Origin of the sequence: Cytobacillus sp. T106 (assembly GCF_040492155.1) — a bacterium.
GTDB classification, from domain to species: Bacteria; Bacillota; Bacilli; order Bacillales; family Cytobacillaceae; genus Bacillus_AB; species Bacillus_AB infantis.
On the sequence record NZ_JBEUMK010000001.1, the window covers coordinates 86,842 to 103,886 of the forward strand.

Consider the following 17,045-nt stretch of genomic DNA (forward strand, 5'->3'; position numbering starts at 1 on the left):
ATGGGCTGTTAATTTCCGTTCCAGGCACTTCGCTTTCCGCGGGGCGACGCTGAGCCTCCTCTTCGCTACGCTCATGCGGGGTCTCAGCCTTGCCGCTACTTCCCGCAGGAGTCTGCGTGCCTTCCACTCCAATTAACAGGTTCAATAACCTTGGGAATGCAACTAAGTTTTTTAAAGATAAAACCAAAAATCTTCCTAATTTCAATACATTTCAATAATTCTGTTGTATCTTATTTTATGCTGAGCAAATATTCCACCAACTCCCCTCTTAATGATAAACTAACAAGTATACATACAATCTGCTGAAAAAGGGAGTGTCCAAATGGAAACCTTAAAATTAAAAACAGTCAAGCTCACGTGGCTCAACGGCGGGGTCACACATCTGGATGGCGGCGCCATGTTCGGCGTTGTCCCAAAAGCTCTGTGGGAAAAGAAATATCCCTGCAATGAAAATAACCAGATCGAGCTTAGAACAGATCCAATCCTTGTGGAAGCTAACGGGAAAAAGATGCTCATAGAAACAGGCATTGGCTCAGGCAAGCTTAACGAAAAGCAAAAGCGGAACTACGGAGTGACAGAAGAATCCAGTCTTGAAAAATCCCTCGGAGAGCTTAGCCTCAGCCCGGAGGATATCGACTATGTACTGATGACCCATCTGCATTTCGACCATGCATGCGGCCTTACCAGACTTGAAGGAGAAGAATTTGTTTCAGTGTTCACCAATGCAAAAATCATTGTATCGGAAACCGAGTGGGAAGAGATGCGCAATCCGAACATCCGGTCCAGGAATACATACTGGAAAGAAAATTGGAGCGGGATAGAGGACCAGGTGATCACATTCAAAGATGAATGGAGCTTCGGTCCAGTGAGAATGGTCCACACAGGCGGTCACAGTGATGGACATGCCATTATTCTCATCGAGGAAGAAGGGGAAACAATCGTTCATATGGCAGACATCATGCCGACACATGCCCACCAGAATGTTCTATGGGTTCTTGCCTTTGACGATTATCCGATGGATTCAATCGCTGCGAAGCAGAAATGGCTTGAGTACGGAATCAGCAAGGATGCATGGTTTACGTTTTACCATGATGCCTATTTCCGGGCGGTGAAATGGGACGGGGATAAACAGCTGAAGGAAGAGCTGAAACGCACCAGATAAAGGCAAGCTAAAGGCCGGATAAAAGAATCCGGCCTTTAGCTTGCAATCTTTAAGACAGCGGATAGGCATCCAAAATCGTTCCGGTGCGGCTGTCTGCGACAAACTCGTATTGAGATACCTCTCCATCAGCTGTCCTTGAAATGCCGCCTTTATAGACATTATAGCTAAGCCCATGCTTCTCATAAGGTTCAGGCTGCATATGTATCCATGATCCGCTGATCGGGCCATTTTTCTTGAAAGCGGCTTTAGCCTGGTCAAGTGCTTTCTCTGGAGAAACCGCGGTTTTATCTGCCATTAATTCCTTCACAGCCAAGCCGCCTGCTGCTCCGACTCCAACACCAAGCAAAAATGATTTCCAGTTCATGATCTGCCCCTCCGTCTTTTTCCATCATTGTTGTTCTTTATTCCATTCTACCAAATGTAACCGGATATATTAAAGGAATTCACATAAAGTGAAAGAACATGGAACCATATCTGGGGGACGGCTAGGAGGAAAAGGTGGTAAGAGGTAAGAAAGTTCTGTAAAATAACTGTATACATAATAATGATATAAATCCCATTAAAGGAGCAGGTACAATGAACAATAAAACATTGCAGCTTTTTAAAACACTGACAGAATTGCCGGGAGCGCCGGGGAATGAACATTTAGTCCGCAAGTTTATGCGAGAGCAGCTTGGCCAGTATTCTGATGAAGTGGTCCAGGACAAGCTTGGGGGAGTATTTGGAGTAAAAAGGGGAGATGAGGAAGGCCCGACTGTGATGGTAGCAGGCCATATGGATGAGGTTGGCTTCATGGTTACCTCCATCACCGATAACGGCATGATCCGCTTCCAGACCCTTGGCGGCTGGTGGAGCCAGGTCCTGCTTGCCCAGAGGGTGCAGATCTTGACCAATAATGGCCCGGTCACAGGCGTCATCGGTTCCATCCCTCCGCACCTGCTGGATGAAGCCAAGCGCAGCAAGCCAATGGATATTAAAAATATGCTGATTGACATCGGTGCAGATGACCGTGCGGATGCAGAGAAGATCGGCATTAAGCCCGGACAGCAGATCATCCCTATCTGTCCGTTTACGCCAATGGCAAATGAAAAGAAAATCATGGCGAAAGCCTGGGATAACCGTTATGGATGCGGGCTTGCGGTTGAACTTCTGGAAGAAGTGAAAGACGAAAAGCTGCCGAACATCCTTTATTCCGGAGCGACAGTCCAGGAAGAAGTCGGGCTGAGAGGTGCGCAGACAGCCGCCAATATGATCAAGCCTGATATTTTCTTTGCATTGGATGCAAGCCCTGCGAATGACATGACAGGCGACAAAAGGGAATTCGGCCAGCTTGGGAAAGGTGCGCTGCTTCGCATTCTGGACCGCTCCATGGTTACGCACCGCGGCATGAGGGAATTCGTGCTGGATACAGCTGAGAAGAATAATGTGCCTTACCAGTATTTTGTTTCCCAGGGCGGAACAGATGCAGGGCGTGTCCACACTTCAAATGAAGGAGTCCCAAGTGCGGTAGTCGGCATTTGCTCCCGTTATATTCATACTCACGCTTCCATTATCCATGTGGATGATTATGCGGCAGCAAAAGAGCTTCTGGTCAAGCTTGTTAAATCCTGCGACAAAGCCACTGTCGCATCCATCCGCGAGAACGCGTAAAAACAACAGCCCGGAGGCAGCAGCAGTGCTGCCTCTTTTCAATGGGTCAAAATGGGGCAATATAGATTGCAGCAATGAAAAAGGAGAACAGCTTTATGAAAATTATAATAGGTTCTAAAAATCCGGCGAAAATAGGTGCTGTGGAAGCCATTTTCAATGAAAGCGGCTTTAAAGTCGATTCTGTGGATGTACCTTCCGGTGTGAGTGACCAGCCTTTTACAGATGATGAAACGATTAAAGGGGCTGTACAAAGAGCGGAGCTTGCACTGAAAGAAGGAGATGGCGATATAGGAATCGGTCTGGAAGGAGGGGTTCAGAACACAGCTGCAGGTTTGTTTCTCTGCAATTGGGGGGCGCTTGCGCAAAAAGGCAAAGAAACAATTGTCGCTGGAGGGGCCAGAATTCCCCTTCCGCAGGAAATTGCCGAAGAGCTGCTCGCAGGCCGAGAGCTTGGGCCTGTCATGGATGAATATGCCCAAAAAGAAAACATCCGGAAAAAAGAAGGCGCCATCGGTGTGTTCACAAATGGCAGGGTCGACAGGGCCGAAATGTTCGCGCATGTTGTCAGGCTGCTCGCCGGGCAGCTGGAGTACCGGAACAGAAATAGGGAGAGGCGTTGACGCCTCTCCCCAGCTTGTATTAAGCAAGCCGCTTCCGCATTTCAGTTTTCTTCAAAGACATATGAAAGAATTTTGATTGCCTGATTAACGGTTTCGACTGTTGCGTTTGCTTTTTGTGAGAGTTCTTTAAGCGGGTGGTGCAGTTTTTCAGGCCTGATCAGGATCAGCGGCTTTTTCAGTGCAAGGGCAATGCTGGCATCCATGCTCGTGTTCCATTGCTTATACTGCTCGCCGAACAGCGCAATGACCAGGTCGGATTTTTCCATCAGCAGCTGGGTCCGCAGATTGTTGATGCTTGAAGAAGCCTGGTCGAGGTAAACAGGGCCCGGCTGTTCCCCAAGTATTTCTTCCCCAATCTTATCAGAGCGCTCGTGGTTTTCCATCGGTCCGACAAAATGGACCGGAAGCTGAAGGGCTTTTGCTTTTTCCTTCAGCTCTCCCCTCCAGTCTGTATGAATCTCGCCTGCCAGATAAACTGTCAATTCCATCATACTTCCTCCTCTTTGGTAGATATCTTACATTTTACCACTTCTGTTAATAACAAACCGTCCGCAGGCCTGAAAAACCGGCAGGAGGGGTTGTCAGATAATTAAAAAGACGGTTATGATAGAAAAGGACGATATTTTTTCCAGCAGGGAGGAAAATAGTATGAAAAAAATCAGCATCGCCGCCTTGCTAATGATATGCTCCGTTCTGTTCCTGAGCGCCTGTTCTGCATCCTTCCAAGAGGAGCAGAAAGCAGCGAAGAAGGCAGCGGAGACAGCTTTCACCCAAAAGCCCAAGGATGCAAATAATGAAAATGAAGAGATAGATTATTATTTGCCTTTTGGTGTCGAGGTTGAAGAAGAGAGCCCAAACAATCTAATCTTAAAAAATGGAAGCAAAACATATATCCTGTTTTATAACCAGAATGAGGGCAAAGGCAGCAAGGTGGTTTATGAGTCTGCGAAACTTCAGAACGAAAGCTATGAGGTGGATGAAACCTTCCAATATGATGGCAGATTCGGATTTATTCTAATTAAAAAGCTGGATGATGACAGAAGCGAATTGATTGTCGGAGCTGATGGGGTCAAGATCACAACGGAAACAAAGACCTCCAGCCTGAAAGCAGATGCTTCAATGATGATTGATATCGTCAATTCCGTCCGGATGAAATAGGCAGGCAAAGGGGTGTCCCTTTGCTTTTTTTTGTGTTTTTTCTAAGGACAAAAGGAAAATCTGGTTTCTCATAACAGAAAGCGCCCATACTAGGAAGGTTCCGGGTATATTTTTCTTCCTTTTTACATTGTACATGCTTACAATATAGGTTGTAACATCTGTCTTGACACATGACAATGAAGAATGAACGGGGGATTTTAAATGAGAGAGTTTGTGAAGAGAAAAGGGGTCAGCCTGTCTGCGAGGGTTTACTTTATAGATGCATTGAGCAGCATGGCATTAGGCCTGTTTTCTTCTCTGATTATAGGTCTGATCATTAAGACAGTGGGAGAGCAGCTGCCGGCAGGATATGGCGGGAGTTTTTTCATAGAAATGGGGACGCTCGCGATGGGGCTTATGGGGCCGGCAATCGGCGTTGCTGTTGCTTATGGGCTGAATGCGCCGCCGCTGGTACTGTTCGCTGCGATTGCAAGCGGGGCAGCAGGGGCCGCGCTGGGCGGACCAGCCGGGAGCTTTGCAGCTGCCCTGATATCTGTGGAGATTGGAAAGCTTGTCAGCAAGGAGACGAAAATCGATATTATTGTTACGCCTTTTGTTACGATATTGGCTGGCTATGGAACGGCAGCGCTGATCGGACCCGGAATAAGCTTCCTGTTAAAGGGTCTTGGAAGCATGATCATGTGGGGGACGGAGCAAAGGCCGATCTTAATGGGAATCATTGTGGCAGTGCTGATGGGCCTCGCCCTTACAGCACCTATCTCCAGTGCAGCCATTGCGCTGATGCTTGATCTGCACGGGCTTGCAGCAGGGGCGGCAACAATTGGATGTGCAGCCCAAATGGTCGGTTTTGCAGTCAGCAGCTACAGGGAAAATAAAGTAGGCGGCCTCATTGCCCAGGGACTTGGAACTTCAATGCTGCAGGTGCCGAATATCATCAGGAATCCGATGATCCTCCTCCCGCCGACCATTGCGGGGGCAGTTCTTGCACCGCTTGGTACCACTTTATTTGTTCTCGAGAACAATGCGGCAGGTGCGGGAATGGGGACAGCCGGCCTTGTCGGGCAGATCATGACTGTGACAGCAATGGGATTCAGCTCGGCTGTCTTCCTGAAAATAGTCATGCTGCATTTTGTTGGACCAGCCGCAATAAGCTTGTTATTATCTGAGTATATGAGGAAAAAAGGCTGGATCAAACATGACGATATGCTGATCCAGACAGGAGGAAAAAGAAATGAAAAAGCTTGAATCAATGGAACAGTTTGAGCAAATGAAAAATGAGGGGCAGCATATTTTTATGTTTTCAGCAGACTGGTGCCCTGACTGCCGCATCATCGAACCGATCCTTCCAGAGGTAGAAGAAAAGTTCAGCGATTATACCTTTGTATATGTAGACCGGGATGAATATATTGATCTGTGCGGGCAGCTCGATATCTTCGGCATCCCGAGCTTCATTGCCTTCAGGGATGGAGAAGAATCAGGACGCTTTGTCAGCAAGGATAGGAAAACACAGGAAGAAATCGAGAATTTCATCGCCGGCCTCGGCCGCTGATATCTTTTGCCCTCCGTCTTCTTTGAGATGGAGGGCTTTCTATTGTACAATGGAAACTGCAGAAATTTCCCGTTAAGGAGGGAAAAAGGATGAAAATGGACAGCAGGAAAATGAAGGATGAATTAATGAAGAGGCTGGATGCTGATAACCGGTCTTTCGAATTTGATAAAAAAAAGGATACCCTCCGGATTGAAAATAAAGGGACGGGCAAAGGGATCACCATTTCGCTGCCTGGCATCATTGCTAAATGGCAGGAGCATAAGGACAAGGCGATTGAAGAGGTGGCCTATTATGTGGAAGAAGGACTCAGGGCCATGTCGGGAGAATCCGGGCTTGAAGGCCATGAAAAAAATATCTTCCCTGTCATCAGGTCAACTTCTTTTCCGCAGGAATCTGAAGAAGGAATCTTGTTCCTGTTTGACGAACATACAGCAGAAACGAGGATCTATTATGCCCTTGACCAGGGCAAAACCTACAGGCTCATTGATTCAGCGCTCATGGAAAAAGAGGGCTGGACAGCTGAAAGGATCAGGGAGATTGCCTTATTTAATGTCAGGTCCCTGTCAACCGGGATTAAAAAGGACGAAGTGGCCGGCAATATCTTTTATTTTTTGAACGCAAATGACGGCTATGATGCGAGCCGCATCCTCAATGAAGCTTTTCTGAAGAGCATGGAGCAGCAGATAACCGGTGAGATGGCACTTGCCGTTCCCCATCAGGACGTCCTGATCATAGCGGATGTGCGGAATAATACAGGCTATGATATCCTCGCCCAGATGAACATGAGCTTCTTTGCAAGCGGCAGGGTACCGATTACGGCATTATCATTTCTTTATGAAAACGGGGAACTTGAGCCGATTTTCATTCTCGGCAAAAATAAGAAAAAGTGACAGGGGAAGGATCACGAAATGTGGTCCTTTTTTATATCTGATAGACAGGGAAAAGCCTGCAGGTTACACTGCCTGTAACAGTTGTAAACCCGATGTTAAACTGGTTATGCCAAAAGTATAAGCATGATGAGGAAAACTGTGGCAATTTTACCCATAAAGCCTATAAAAAGGCTCATTCTCTCTTTTTAACTCGAATTTTTATGAATAGCTGATAAAATAAAAGGGTAGGAAGAATAAGCTGCCCTTTTCATAGAATCTTAAGGGTTATTCTGCTTTTGTACCAGAAATTTGAGCATCCCCATACACCGACAGCTTTGCCTAAACAGCCTTTAAGAAAGAGTGATTGATATTGAGTTGGATAAAAAAACTATTCCGAGTGTTTAATAATGAAGACGAGTATAAAGAAACAGAAGAAGAGCAGCCGTACATAGAACCGGCAAAACCGAAAAAAGACAGAGACGGACGTGAGATGGAGGCCAGGATCCTCTACCAGTACCCTAAGGGTCAGTTCAGATTTCCGCTTATTCCTGATGAAGGCTCACCGGTAAAGGAAAGGAGACCCAGAGAAAAGCCGGAAAATCCTGGACATAATCCGCGAAGAAGCCAAAGGGAGCAGCCGGCGGCAGAAACCTGGAAGCATGGGCGGGGAAAGGCCGGCCCGCTGAATGATAGTCAAGAAAAAAGAAATAAACGGCAGCCGGAGCAGCATGAATCTTATTCGAAGCCTTCCCAAAAAAGCAAGAGCGAGCAGCCGATAGACAACCGCCACCGGCGCCCCTTCAGGCCAACGGAAATTCCTTCCCCGATATACGGGTTCGAACGGCCGAAGAAAAAGGAAGAATCAGTAGTCTATGAGATGAATAGCTTTGACCAGGTGAAAAACGCGCCACTTTTCGATGATATTGATTTTCTGAAGAAAACGGTCCTTGATGGAGGCCGGGAAAATGAAAGCAATACTGTGAATAATCCGCCAGAGCCAGTGCCTGGAGAACAGCCGGAAGGCATCTCTGACCTGAAAGGAACCATCAGCCCTGATTTAAGGGTAGGATACGAAGAAGCCTCTGCCGTGCCAGGCAGTGCAGAAGAGAGTCCTGCTAAAGTAACGGATACTGACACCTATACGGGCGGCCTCTCCAATCCAGCTGCTGAAAAAGCTTTTTCTGAAAAAGCGGACGAAGACGAACTTGTCGTGACAACAGAAGCAGGGCAGGAGAGGGAGATGCTTGAAAGTGGCGATTCATATGCAGAGCTGCCGGCCGGAAGAATTGAAGCTGACAGCAGCATCAAACCTTTCGACGGTACCCCGCCGCTGGATGGCATGACTGAAGGGATCACCAGCAGTAACCCTGAAGTAATGGACAGCAGCATTCCTGTGGCCGGATATAGTACTGCCCCGGCCGTAGAATTAGACTTTGAGCCCGATGAGGCGGAAGATGAAATTGCCGGTGAAGCGCTGGTTAACAGCAACGATACAATCCTGCATGAAGACGCTGAGCCAAATAGAATAGATACTGAAGAATATAACAGGGATATCCCATATAACCCGTCGGGAACCGGGCCGGCTCCACTTAATTTTGAAGCAGTGCCGGAACCTGCGGACGATCCTGCAGATTTGCCGGATAAGAATGAAATTGATAAAGAAACAGAAGCAGCAGTACTATCCGGAGACCATGCTGAAAAAAATGCTGAACTCCAGGCAGGATCTGTCAAAGGTGAACAGTGTACTCAGATAACCGGCCAGCATGAAGCAGCGTCTGCCCTGCTGCTGGATGAGGCGGAGCCGGAAACTGTAGAGGGAAGGGCCGGGGAAACCCGTGAGGACATTCCTCCCCGCGCAGAAGAAGAGCCGAAGCCGAAGCCAAGATCACCGCTGCCTTTCAATGTGATTATGCTGAAGCAGGACAGAAGGATTGCAGAGCAGAAGAAAAAAGAACAAAATACCGCTGTGAAGCAAATGCCTGTCACCCGGGAAAATACAGAAGAAGCAACGCCGCCGGCTGTCTCAGCTGAAGTTATCGGGAATGAAGCGCCTGCAAATACAAATGTACAGGGACGCGGCGAGGATAATGCCCTCGCTTCTGATTATAATTATGCTCCACAGCCAAATGAAACTGCAGCAGCGGCAGAACCAGCACAATTCCATCAGCAGGCTGAAGAGCCAGCTGAACAGACACAAGCAGGGACGCGACAGGAACTGGACGGATTCCATCAGTATGGCCAGCCGGCAGAAGATCCGAAATACAAGGCCTATGAATTTCCGGCAAAAAGCCTGCTTGCCCCTCCAGTCATTCCTGAGGACAATGAGGAGTGGCTGCTGGAGCAGGAAGAGTTCCTTAATCTGACACTGAAGAATTTCAATGTCAGGGCAAAGGTTGTTAATGTAACCCAGGGGCCTTCTGTTACCCGATTTGAGGTTCAGCCGGAGCCCGGAGTTAAAGTAAATAAAATCACGAACCTGACTGATGATATTAAGCTCAGCCTGGCCGCCAGGGATATCCGTATGGAAGCGCCGATCCCGGGCAAGCATACCATCGGAATTGAGGTGCCGAACCAGAAGAGCAGGCCGGTATTGATCAGCGAGATCATCAATACGCCTGTGTTCAGGGACGGAGAATCGCCGCTGACTGCAGTCCTTGGGCTGGACATCTCGGGAAGCCCGATCGTCACTGATCTGCGGAAGATGCCTCACGGACTGATTGCCGGTGCAACCGGATCCGGAAAAAGCGTCTGCATCAACTCAATCCTTGTCAGCCTTCTTTATAAAGCATCGCCTGATGAGCTGAAGCTTCTGCTGATCGATCCGAAAATGGTCGAGCTTGCTCCATACAACCAGATACCTCATCTTGTCAGCCCGGTCATTACAGATGTGAAGGCCGCCACTGCAGCACTGAAATGGGCGGTGGAAGAGATGGAGCGGCGCTATGAGCTGTTTGCACACGCAGGTGTCAGGGATATCAACCGTTTCAATCAGCTGGCTGAACAGCATAAACGCTATTCTGACAAGCTTCCGTTCATTGTCATTGTCATTGATGAGCTTGCTGACCTGATGATGATGTCCCCGGCAGATGTTGAGGAAGCAATCTGCCGGATCGCCCAAAAGGCGAGGGCATGCGGCATTCATTTGATCATCGCCACACAAAGGCCGTCTGTCGATGTCATCACTGGCCTGATTAAAGCCAATGTCCCGACAAGGGTGGCATTCTCTGTATCCTCCCAGGTCGATTCACGAACCATCATCGACATCAGCGGTGCCGAAAAGCTCTTGGGCAGAGGGGATATGCTCTTCCTGGAAAATGGCTCATCCAAGCCGGTCAGGCTTCAGGGAACTTATGTTTCCGATGCAGAAATTGATGAAGTCGTCGCCCATGCGAGGAGCCAGCGCAAGCCGGATTATTTATTTGAACAGGAAGAGCTCCTGAAAAAAGCACAGGCAACCGAGGAGGAAGATGAGCTTTTCTATGAGGCGTGCGAGTATGTTGTCGATCAGGGCAGCGCATCGACATCAAGTGTCCAGAGGCGCTTTAAGATCGGCTATAACCGTGCTGCAAGGCTGATCGGCATGATGGAGGACTGCGGCTATATCTCTGAGGCAAAAGGAAGCAAGCCGCGTGATGTGCTGATCACGGAAACAGACCTCGAGGCCATGCAAGACACTAGTACAATGCTATAATACGTGGTATTCTTTACATGCATGTAAAGAATACTAAAAATAACGGTAGTTATAACTGATTTGGTATGAGGAGCTTTAGGATGAAAGAAATTGAGCTAAAGATTCAAGGCAAGATCAAGCGGCTTACAAATAAGACCTTTAAATTTGATGAAAGAGTAAGAGACGGCTGGTTTTCAGCTGTCTATTTCTTAAAGACACGGGAGATTGTCAAGAAATATCACAAAGACAATATCGTGACCATGCAATTCTTCCAGAAAAATCATGCTGTCCTTTGCGGGACCGATGAAGTGATTGCATTGATCCATACATTCGCCGAAAATCCGGATGAGCTGGAAATCTTTTCTTTGAAAGATGGAGATAAAATCAGCCCATTCGAAACGGTCATGACGATTACCGGGCCCTATCAGAGCTTCGGCTATCTTGAGGGGATCATTGACGGCATCCTTGCGAGGAGAACGTCAGTTGCCACTAATGTGTATAACACGGTCAAGGCAGCAGGAACGTCAGGCAGGCAAAAACAGGTCATCTTCATGGGTGACCGGGATGACCATTATATCACCCAGGCCGGAGACGGCTATGCCGCCCATATAGGCGGAGCGACTGCCCAGGCTACCCATGCCATGAACGAATGGTGGGGCAAGCAGGGGATGGGAACAATGCCGCATGCCCTTATCCAGATGTTTGACGGGGACCTGGTGGCAGCAACCAAGGCATATCAGGAGACATACCCTGAGGATGCCCTGATTGCGCTTGTTGATTATAATAATGATGCTATAACAGATTCCCTGAAAGTTGCGAGGGAATTCGGCGATGAGCTGAAGGGTGTCCGTGTTGATACCTCCAGGACAATGATCGACCAATATTTCCTGAGGAATCAGCATCTTCTCGGGACCTTTGATCCACGGGGCGTTAATGCGGAGCTGATTTTTGCATTAAGGAAGGCGCTGGATGACGAAGGGTATAATCATGTGAAAATTGTTGTCAGCGGCGGCTTTAATGAAATGAGAATCCAGGAATTTGAAGAAAACGGTGTGCCAGTCGATACTTACGGCATAGGCAACAGCCTGCTGAAGATCAATATCGGCTTCACCGGAGATAATGTTCTGATCAATGGTAAGCATGCTGCAAAAGCAGGAAGGCGCTACAGGCCGAATCCGCGGCTGGAAAAAGTAGAGTTTTAATTCATTTTCGGCCCTGGGGAATTGGAGGGAGCACCCGGATATGGAGAATACAATTAAAGACTTGGAAGCCTACCGCAAACAGAAGCAGGCTAAGGGTGAAGAGAACGCGCTGGCCCTTTACCGGAAAGCACAGAAGGATTCTGCGGTGAATGCGAACATAAGAGAAAAGGTCCGTGCCCGCCATATTTTCCGGGAAGCAGCCGGCCTGCCGGGCGGAATCCCATTCAGCAGTGAACAGGAAGAAGTGTTTGAGGACTGGTTCTTATTCGATTATATAAGCATCAGGGGCTTTACGATGTTTAACCTTTTCCTCCGCCGGAATACCGGGCAACTAGCCGAGGCAGATCTCATTCAGGGAGCGCTTTTCCTCAGCTCTGTCCTCCAGCCTGTAAAGATTGAAAGGGCAGAAGGAGAAATACTTGCTGCCTGTGATATTCTGACCGGGGAAAAGCTTCAGCTGAAAGCCGCGGAAAGCATCAGCCTTGAGGAGGGACGCTCCTATTTCATCAGGTGCATACCCGTTTTCTCCCGGACCTTCTGTTTTGGCCCTGCTTTTCCAATGGACAATACAGACGCTGTTGTGGAGAGTTACAATGAGGCTGTTCGGGAAGGTATGGCCTATAGGCCTTTTCTAAAAAAGACTGCCGTGGCCTTCCTGTTCATTGGTGATATGTGAGTCTATTCACGCTGATTTTTGCCAATTTTAGCCATGCAATCCCGGCCGAACCCCGTTCAGGCCGCCCCTGCCGCCAGCCGGAGTGTGGTGCTACATAGTTTTTGTGCTTGAAAGATGATATAATACTTTAATCTGCTTATGCAGGAAACGTTTGTCCGTAATGAATATATGAGCAATTTATAGTCAGATATCATATACTGTGTTACAGATAGACGACAGTTGGAGGTTCTTTATATGACTATTTACCATTTTGTAGGTATAAAAGGGTCTGGAATGAGCGCCTTGGCTCAAGTCCTTCATGATATGAATTATCATGTTCAGGGATCTGATGTAGAAAAGCGTTTTTTTACACAGATTTCGCTTGAACAGTCAGGAATAAAGATCCTTCCTTTCCAAAAGGAAAACATACAGCCTGGAATGACCGTTATAGCAGGCAATGCGTACCCGGATACGCATGAAGAAATTCAGGAAGCCATGAAGCTGGGCCTTCCGATCGTCCGCTACCACCGCTTCCTTGGGGACTTTATGAAGAAGTTCACCAGTGTAGCTGTTACTGGGGCGCATGGCAAGACCTCCACTACAGGGCTGCTGGCCCATGTTATGAAGGGAGCAAAACCGACTTCTTTCCTTATTGGGGACGGAACGGGCAGAGGGGATGCCGATGCTGAATATTTCGTTTTTGAAGCTTGCGAATATAGAAGGCATTTTCTTTCATATTTCCCTGATTATGCAATCATGACGAATATAGATTTTGACCACCCTGATTATTTCGCCAATATTGATGATGTGTTCTCTGCATTCCAGGAGATGTCATGGCAGGTGAATAAGGGTATTTTTGCATGCGGCGATGATGAGCAGCTGCAAAAGATCCAGGCAAAGGTTCCTGTCCTGTTTTACGGATTTGGGGAGGAGAATGACTTCCAGGCACGAAATGTCATCAAGAGCACGGAAGGAACAACCTTTGATGTTTTTGTGCGCAACACCTTTTATGATACTTTCTCAATCCCTCAGTTCGGCGACCATAACGTACTGAATTCATTGGCCGTTATTGCACTTTGCCATTATGAGGAAATTGATTCTGAAATCGTCAAAGATCTCCTGTTGACATTTGAGGGAGTGAAAAGAAGATTTTCGGAGAAGAAAGTGGCAAGCCAGGTTATCATTGACGACTATGCTCATCACCCGACGGAGATTCGCGCGACGGTCGAGGCAGCCAGGCAGAAATATCCGGAAAAAGAAATAGTGGCTGTATTCCAGCCTCATACCTTTACCCGGACACAGACATTCCTGGATGACTTTGCCGAAAGCCTTAATAAAGCTGATAAAGTTTATCTTTGCGATATTTTCGGTTCAGCCAGGGAGAACCATGGAAAGCTGACCATTACAGATCTTCAGGACAGGATCCCAAGCTCGGAAATCATGAAAGAAGAAGATACAAGTGCGCTGAAACAGCACGAAAACAGTGTCATCCTCTTTATGGGAGCGGGAGACATCCAGAAATTCCAGGAAGCATATGAGGGCTCTTTATAAGTTCCGTGCAGAAGCGTTGGGCAGGCTGTCTCCTGGCGCTCTCCGGAAAGGCCTTTTGGCTACATAAGAAAAAGGATGCAGGCTCATGCTGCATCCTTTTTTGCTGTTAAGGAATTTATAAATTGTAAGACTTGTGTATAATTTTCAATTCTTGATCCACGTCCAGCAGCTGCGCCCAGGTCACTAGCCAAACAACCCAAAAAGGTTTCCGGGAGGTTAGTCTTGAGGGCTCCAGCATGGGAGTCATGCAGACGTTGCCACAGGACGTGGCGTTCTTAGTCTGCGTTTCTTAAGGTGATCAAGGAGCTTGCGCTTTTATTCCTGTTTATTTAAGATTTTCAGGGTTCAGCGCATCGAGTTCAGGGATGACGAATCTTCCATCCTTCCGGATCAGGACATCATCAAAGTAGATTTCCCCTCCGCCATAGTCCGGACGCTGGATATTGACCATATCCCAGTGGATATTGGATGAATTGCCATTATAGGCTTCATCATAGCATTGCCCTGGCGTGAAGTGGAAACTGCCATCAATTTTCTCATCGAAAAGAATGTCCTGCATCGGATGGAGGATATAAGGGTTTACGCCGATGGCGAATTCCCCGATATAGCGGGCGCCTTCATCTGTATCAAAGATCTTGTTGATTCTGTCTGTATCATTTGCTGACGCCTCAACAATCTTTCCATCCTTAAAGGTAAGCTTGACATTCTCAAAAGTAAATCCGTGATAAGGAGATGGAGTATTATATGTAATCACGCCGTTAACAGAATCTTTCACAGGAGCTGTATAGACTTCGCCGTCAGGAATATTCATCTGTCCAGAGCATTTGATTGCCGGAATATCCTTAATGGAGAAGGTCAAATCTGTCCCGGGGCCTGTCAGCTTTACTTTGTCTGTTTTGTCCATAAGCTCCACAAGGCTGTCCATCGCTTTGTCCATCTTGCCGTAATCCAGATTGCAGACATTAAAATAGAAATCCTCGAACGCCTCTGTGCTCATTTTCGCAAGCTGTGCCATTGAGGAGTTAGGATATCTCAGTACAACCCATTTTGTTTTTGGCACGCGGATTTCCCTGTGGACTTTCTTACCGATCGTGCTGCCGTGGATTTTCATTTTATCATCCGGCACATCGGCATGTTCATTGATGTTATCTCCAGATCTAAGGCCAATATAAGCATCCATCTTGCCCATCACGTTTGCTTCAAAGTCAGCCATCATATCGAACTGCTCATCCTGCGCGCCGAGCAGGAGCGCCCTGTCGACCTGCTGGTCCTTCAGCAGCACGAACGGGAAGCCGCCCGCTGCATAGGCTTCAGCGACAAGTGCAGTAACCAGTTCGCGCTGAAGTCCAAAGTTTTCAATTAAAACTTTCTCACCTTTTTGAAGGCGCACTGAATAATTAATTAAATTTTTTGCCAATGTTTGAATCCGGGGATCTTTCATCCTGATTCCTCCTTCATTTCTTCGTACAGCTATTATTGTACCCGAAAAAGCTTTTTTCTGCTTTAAATGATTATACTGGCAGTTGTGCCTGTGGGGATTTGCAAAAGCTCCATGGTGATGCATATAATATTTTCGTACATAGTCAATCTGCAATCAGCTTTATTAGTTCATGCTGATTTTTGGCTCATTGTGAAACTCATCTGTTTTACAAGCGCCTTTTAGCCATGAAGAACATCTGGCTGAATGATCCCCAATATCAGCCGCAATGTTTAACACAGCCTGCAATTATAATGCTAAATGCCGCAAAAAGCAGGAGATTCAGGCCAGCTGATGGAATTACTTACAAGGACGGCCCTGGTTTAGGGTGCCTATCCCCGGGTAATAGAATAAATATATAACAATCATGGAGGTGCTTCTTTTGGAAATTATTCTATATTTGAGCGTGGCTTTAATAGCAGTAGCCTTTTTAGTGCTCGTCATTTTCCTATCCCGAACATTGAAATCCCTGGCGACAACATTGGATAGTGTGTCAACTACCTTAGATGGGCTTGAACAGCAGCTGGACGGTGTAACCCGTGAGACCACTGTTCTGCTTCATAAGACGAATGCCCTTGCGAGCGACATTCAGCAGAAGTCGGAAAGCCTTAATGGAGTGGTCAATGCGGTGAGGGATGTCGGAGATTCTGTCAGAAAGTTCAATGGGACGATTCAATCCATTTCTTCATCGGTCAATACGCAGGTTGAACAGAATAAGGATAAAATCTCCCAGGTGGTTCAATGGAGCAATGTATTCCTTGAGCTGAAAGATAAGTGGAAGATTCGCAAACAGCAGTCTTCTCCGCTCCAGAACCATATTGAGGATATACCGCCCGCAGAAAGAGCAGTAGAAAGAGCGGCTGTGAGAGCCCGGGAAAGAGAAAGAGCAAAATATTAAAGGAAGTGTAGGAGGATCCCACATGGCTTACAATGAAAGAATGACTACGCAGGCAAACGAGACAAGGCAGGAAGATAATATTAATTCCAAGGATTTTCTGATTGGTGCCCTGGTCGGCGGAATGGTGGGTGCTGCGGCAGCATTATTCCTTGCCCCTAAGACAGGGAAAGAGCTGAGGACAGACCTGAATGAGCAGGCTGCGGTGCTGAAGGAGAAAACTGGCCATCTTAAAGAGACAGCTGTGACAAAAGGTTCTGAATTGGCATCAGCAGCCAAAGAAAAGACCAGCACACTTACTCAGAGCGTTTCAAAGCAGTCTTCAGGCCTGGTTGAAAAGGTAAAGGGCATGTCAGGAAAGGCCGGCAGGCAATCTGAGGATTCCAGCGAAGAAGAGGAGGCGTTCACTGAAACAGTGCCTTCCGGCTCAGCTGCAATGCTTTCAGAAGAGGATGGGGAAAGCATACAGCAGAAGCTGGAGGAAACAAAGAACGCTTTTGATGAAACAGAAATGAAATACCGATAATTAGGAAATCAGGCGGTGGAGTGTTAAAATGACTCTGCCGCATTCTTTATTTCAGGAGGAA

16 protein-coding genes are annotated in these 17,045 nt (G+C 47.4%); 13 read left to right on the plus strand and 3 right to left on the minus strand.

Annotation, left to right across the window (positions count from 1 at the left end):
* Positions 1-322 precede the first annotated feature (322 nt).
* The gene (locus ABU165_RS00490) at positions 323-1,162 is read left to right on the plus strand and encodes a YtnP family quorum-quenching lactonase (RefSeq protein WP_129613905.1); all 840 of its coding nucleotides are present in this window, start codon (positions 323-325) and stop codon (positions 1,160-1,162) included.
* Between the two features lie 49 nt (positions 1,163-1,211).
* On the opposite strand, the gene ABU165_RS00495 is transcribed toward ABU165_RS00490, so the two are convergent.
* Positions 1,212-1,526, minus strand: a complete 315-nt coding sequence (locus tag ABU165_RS00495) for a PepSY domain-containing protein (protein WP_009795384.1) — start codon at positions 1,524-1,526, stop codon at positions 1,212-1,214.
* A gap of 212 nt (positions 1,527-1,738) precedes the next feature.
* Here ABU165_RS00495 and ABU165_RS00500 point away from each other — a divergent pair, with 212 nt between their 5' ends.
* Positions 1,739-2,812, plus strand: coding sequence for a M42 family metallopeptidase (locus ABU165_RS00500; RefSeq protein ID WP_129613906.1), 1,074 nt, complete (start codon positions 1,739-1,741; stop codon positions 2,810-2,812).
* 95 nt (positions 2,813-2,907) lie between these two features.
* Complete coding sequence (locus ABU165_RS00505; protein WP_094766873.1) at positions 2,908-3,432, plus strand: DUF84 family protein; 525 nt, start codon at positions 2,908-2,910, stop codon at positions 3,430-3,432.
* 41 nt (positions 3,433-3,473) lie between these two features.
* On the opposite strand, the gene ABU165_RS00510 is transcribed toward ABU165_RS00505, so the two are convergent.
* Positions 3,474-3,920 carry a YtoQ family protein gene (locus ABU165_RS00510; protein WP_129613924.1) on the minus strand — a complete coding sequence of 149 codons (447 nt, stop codon included), beginning with the start codon at positions 3,918-3,920 and terminating at the stop codon, positions 3,474-3,476.
* 160 nt (positions 3,921-4,080) lie between these two features.
* On the opposite strand from ABU165_RS00510, the gene ABU165_RS00515 reads away from it, so the two are divergent.
* From ABU165_RS00515 to murC, 8 genes are all read left to right on the plus strand, one after another.
* Positions 4,081-4,590, plus strand: coding sequence for a hypothetical protein (locus tag ABU165_RS00515; RefSeq protein WP_094767241.1), 510 nt, complete (start codon positions 4,081-4,083; stop codon positions 4,588-4,590).
* 201 nt (positions 4,591-4,791) lie between these two features.
* Complete coding sequence (locus tag ABU165_RS00520; RefSeq protein ID WP_248137477.1) at positions 4,792-5,835, plus strand: PTS sugar transporter subunit IIC; 1,044 nt, start codon at positions 4,792-4,794, stop codon at positions 5,833-5,835.
* Positions 5,822-6,139, plus strand: coding sequence for a thioredoxin family protein (locus ABU165_RS00525; protein ID WP_094766876.1), 318 nt, complete (start codon positions 5,822-5,824; stop codon positions 6,137-6,139). The genes ABU165_RS00520 and ABU165_RS00525 overlap by 14 nt, the downstream gene beginning before the upstream one ends.
* 89 nt (positions 6,140-6,228) lie before the next feature.
* Positions 6,229-7,029: a DUF1444 domain-containing protein gene (locus tag ABU165_RS00530; protein WP_248137476.1), complete on the plus strand. Its 801-nt coding sequence runs from the start codon at positions 6,229-6,231 to the stop codon at positions 7,027-7,029.
* Between the two features lie 349 nt (positions 7,030-7,378).
* On the plus strand, positions 7,379-10,699 hold the full coding sequence (locus tag ABU165_RS00535) for a DNA translocase FtsK (protein WP_318059609.1): 3,321 nt from the start codon (positions 7,379-7,381) through the stop codon (positions 10,697-10,699).
* Between the two features lie 80 nt (positions 10,700-10,779).
* The gene (locus tag ABU165_RS00540; protein ID WP_009795375.1) at positions 10,780-11,880 is read left to right on the plus strand and encodes a nicotinate phosphoribosyltransferase; all 1,101 of its coding nucleotides are present in this window, start codon (positions 10,780-10,782) and stop codon (positions 11,878-11,880) included.
* 40 nt (positions 11,881-11,920) lie between these two features.
* On the plus strand, positions 11,921-12,556 hold the full coding sequence (locus ABU165_RS00545) for a hypothetical protein (protein ID WP_248137474.1): 636 nt from the start codon (positions 11,921-11,923) through the stop codon (positions 12,554-12,556).
* Between the two features lie 234 nt (positions 12,557-12,790).
* On the plus strand, positions 12,791-14,086 hold the full coding sequence (gene murC, locus ABU165_RS00550; RefSeq protein WP_094766878.1) for a UDP-N-acetylmuramate--L-alanine ligase: 1,296 nt from the start codon (positions 12,791-12,793) through the stop codon (positions 14,084-14,086).
* 325 nt (positions 14,087-14,411) lie between these two features.
* On the opposite strand, the gene ABU165_RS00555 is transcribed toward murC, so the two are convergent.
* Entirely contained in the window at positions 14,412-15,527 is a 1,116-nt protein-coding gene (locus ABU165_RS00555) for an aminopeptidase (RefSeq protein ID WP_094766879.1), read from the minus strand.
* Positions 15,528-15,945: 418 nt separating this feature from the next.
* Between ABU165_RS00555 and ABU165_RS00560 the strand changes: the two genes are divergently transcribed.
* Together ABU165_RS00560 and ABU165_RS00565 are read left to right on the plus strand one after the other, a co-directional pair.
* Positions 15,946-16,461: a DUF948 domain-containing protein gene (locus tag ABU165_RS00560; protein WP_022544286.1), complete on the plus strand. Its 516-nt coding sequence runs from the start codon at positions 15,946-15,948 to the stop codon at positions 16,459-16,461.
* Between the two features lie 22 nt (positions 16,462-16,483).
* Positions 16,484-16,984, plus strand: a complete 501-nt coding sequence (locus tag ABU165_RS00565; protein WP_094766880.1) for a YtxH domain-containing protein — start codon at positions 16,484-16,486, stop codon at positions 16,982-16,984.
* The last annotated feature ends 61 nt before the right edge of the window (positions 16,985-17,045 follow it).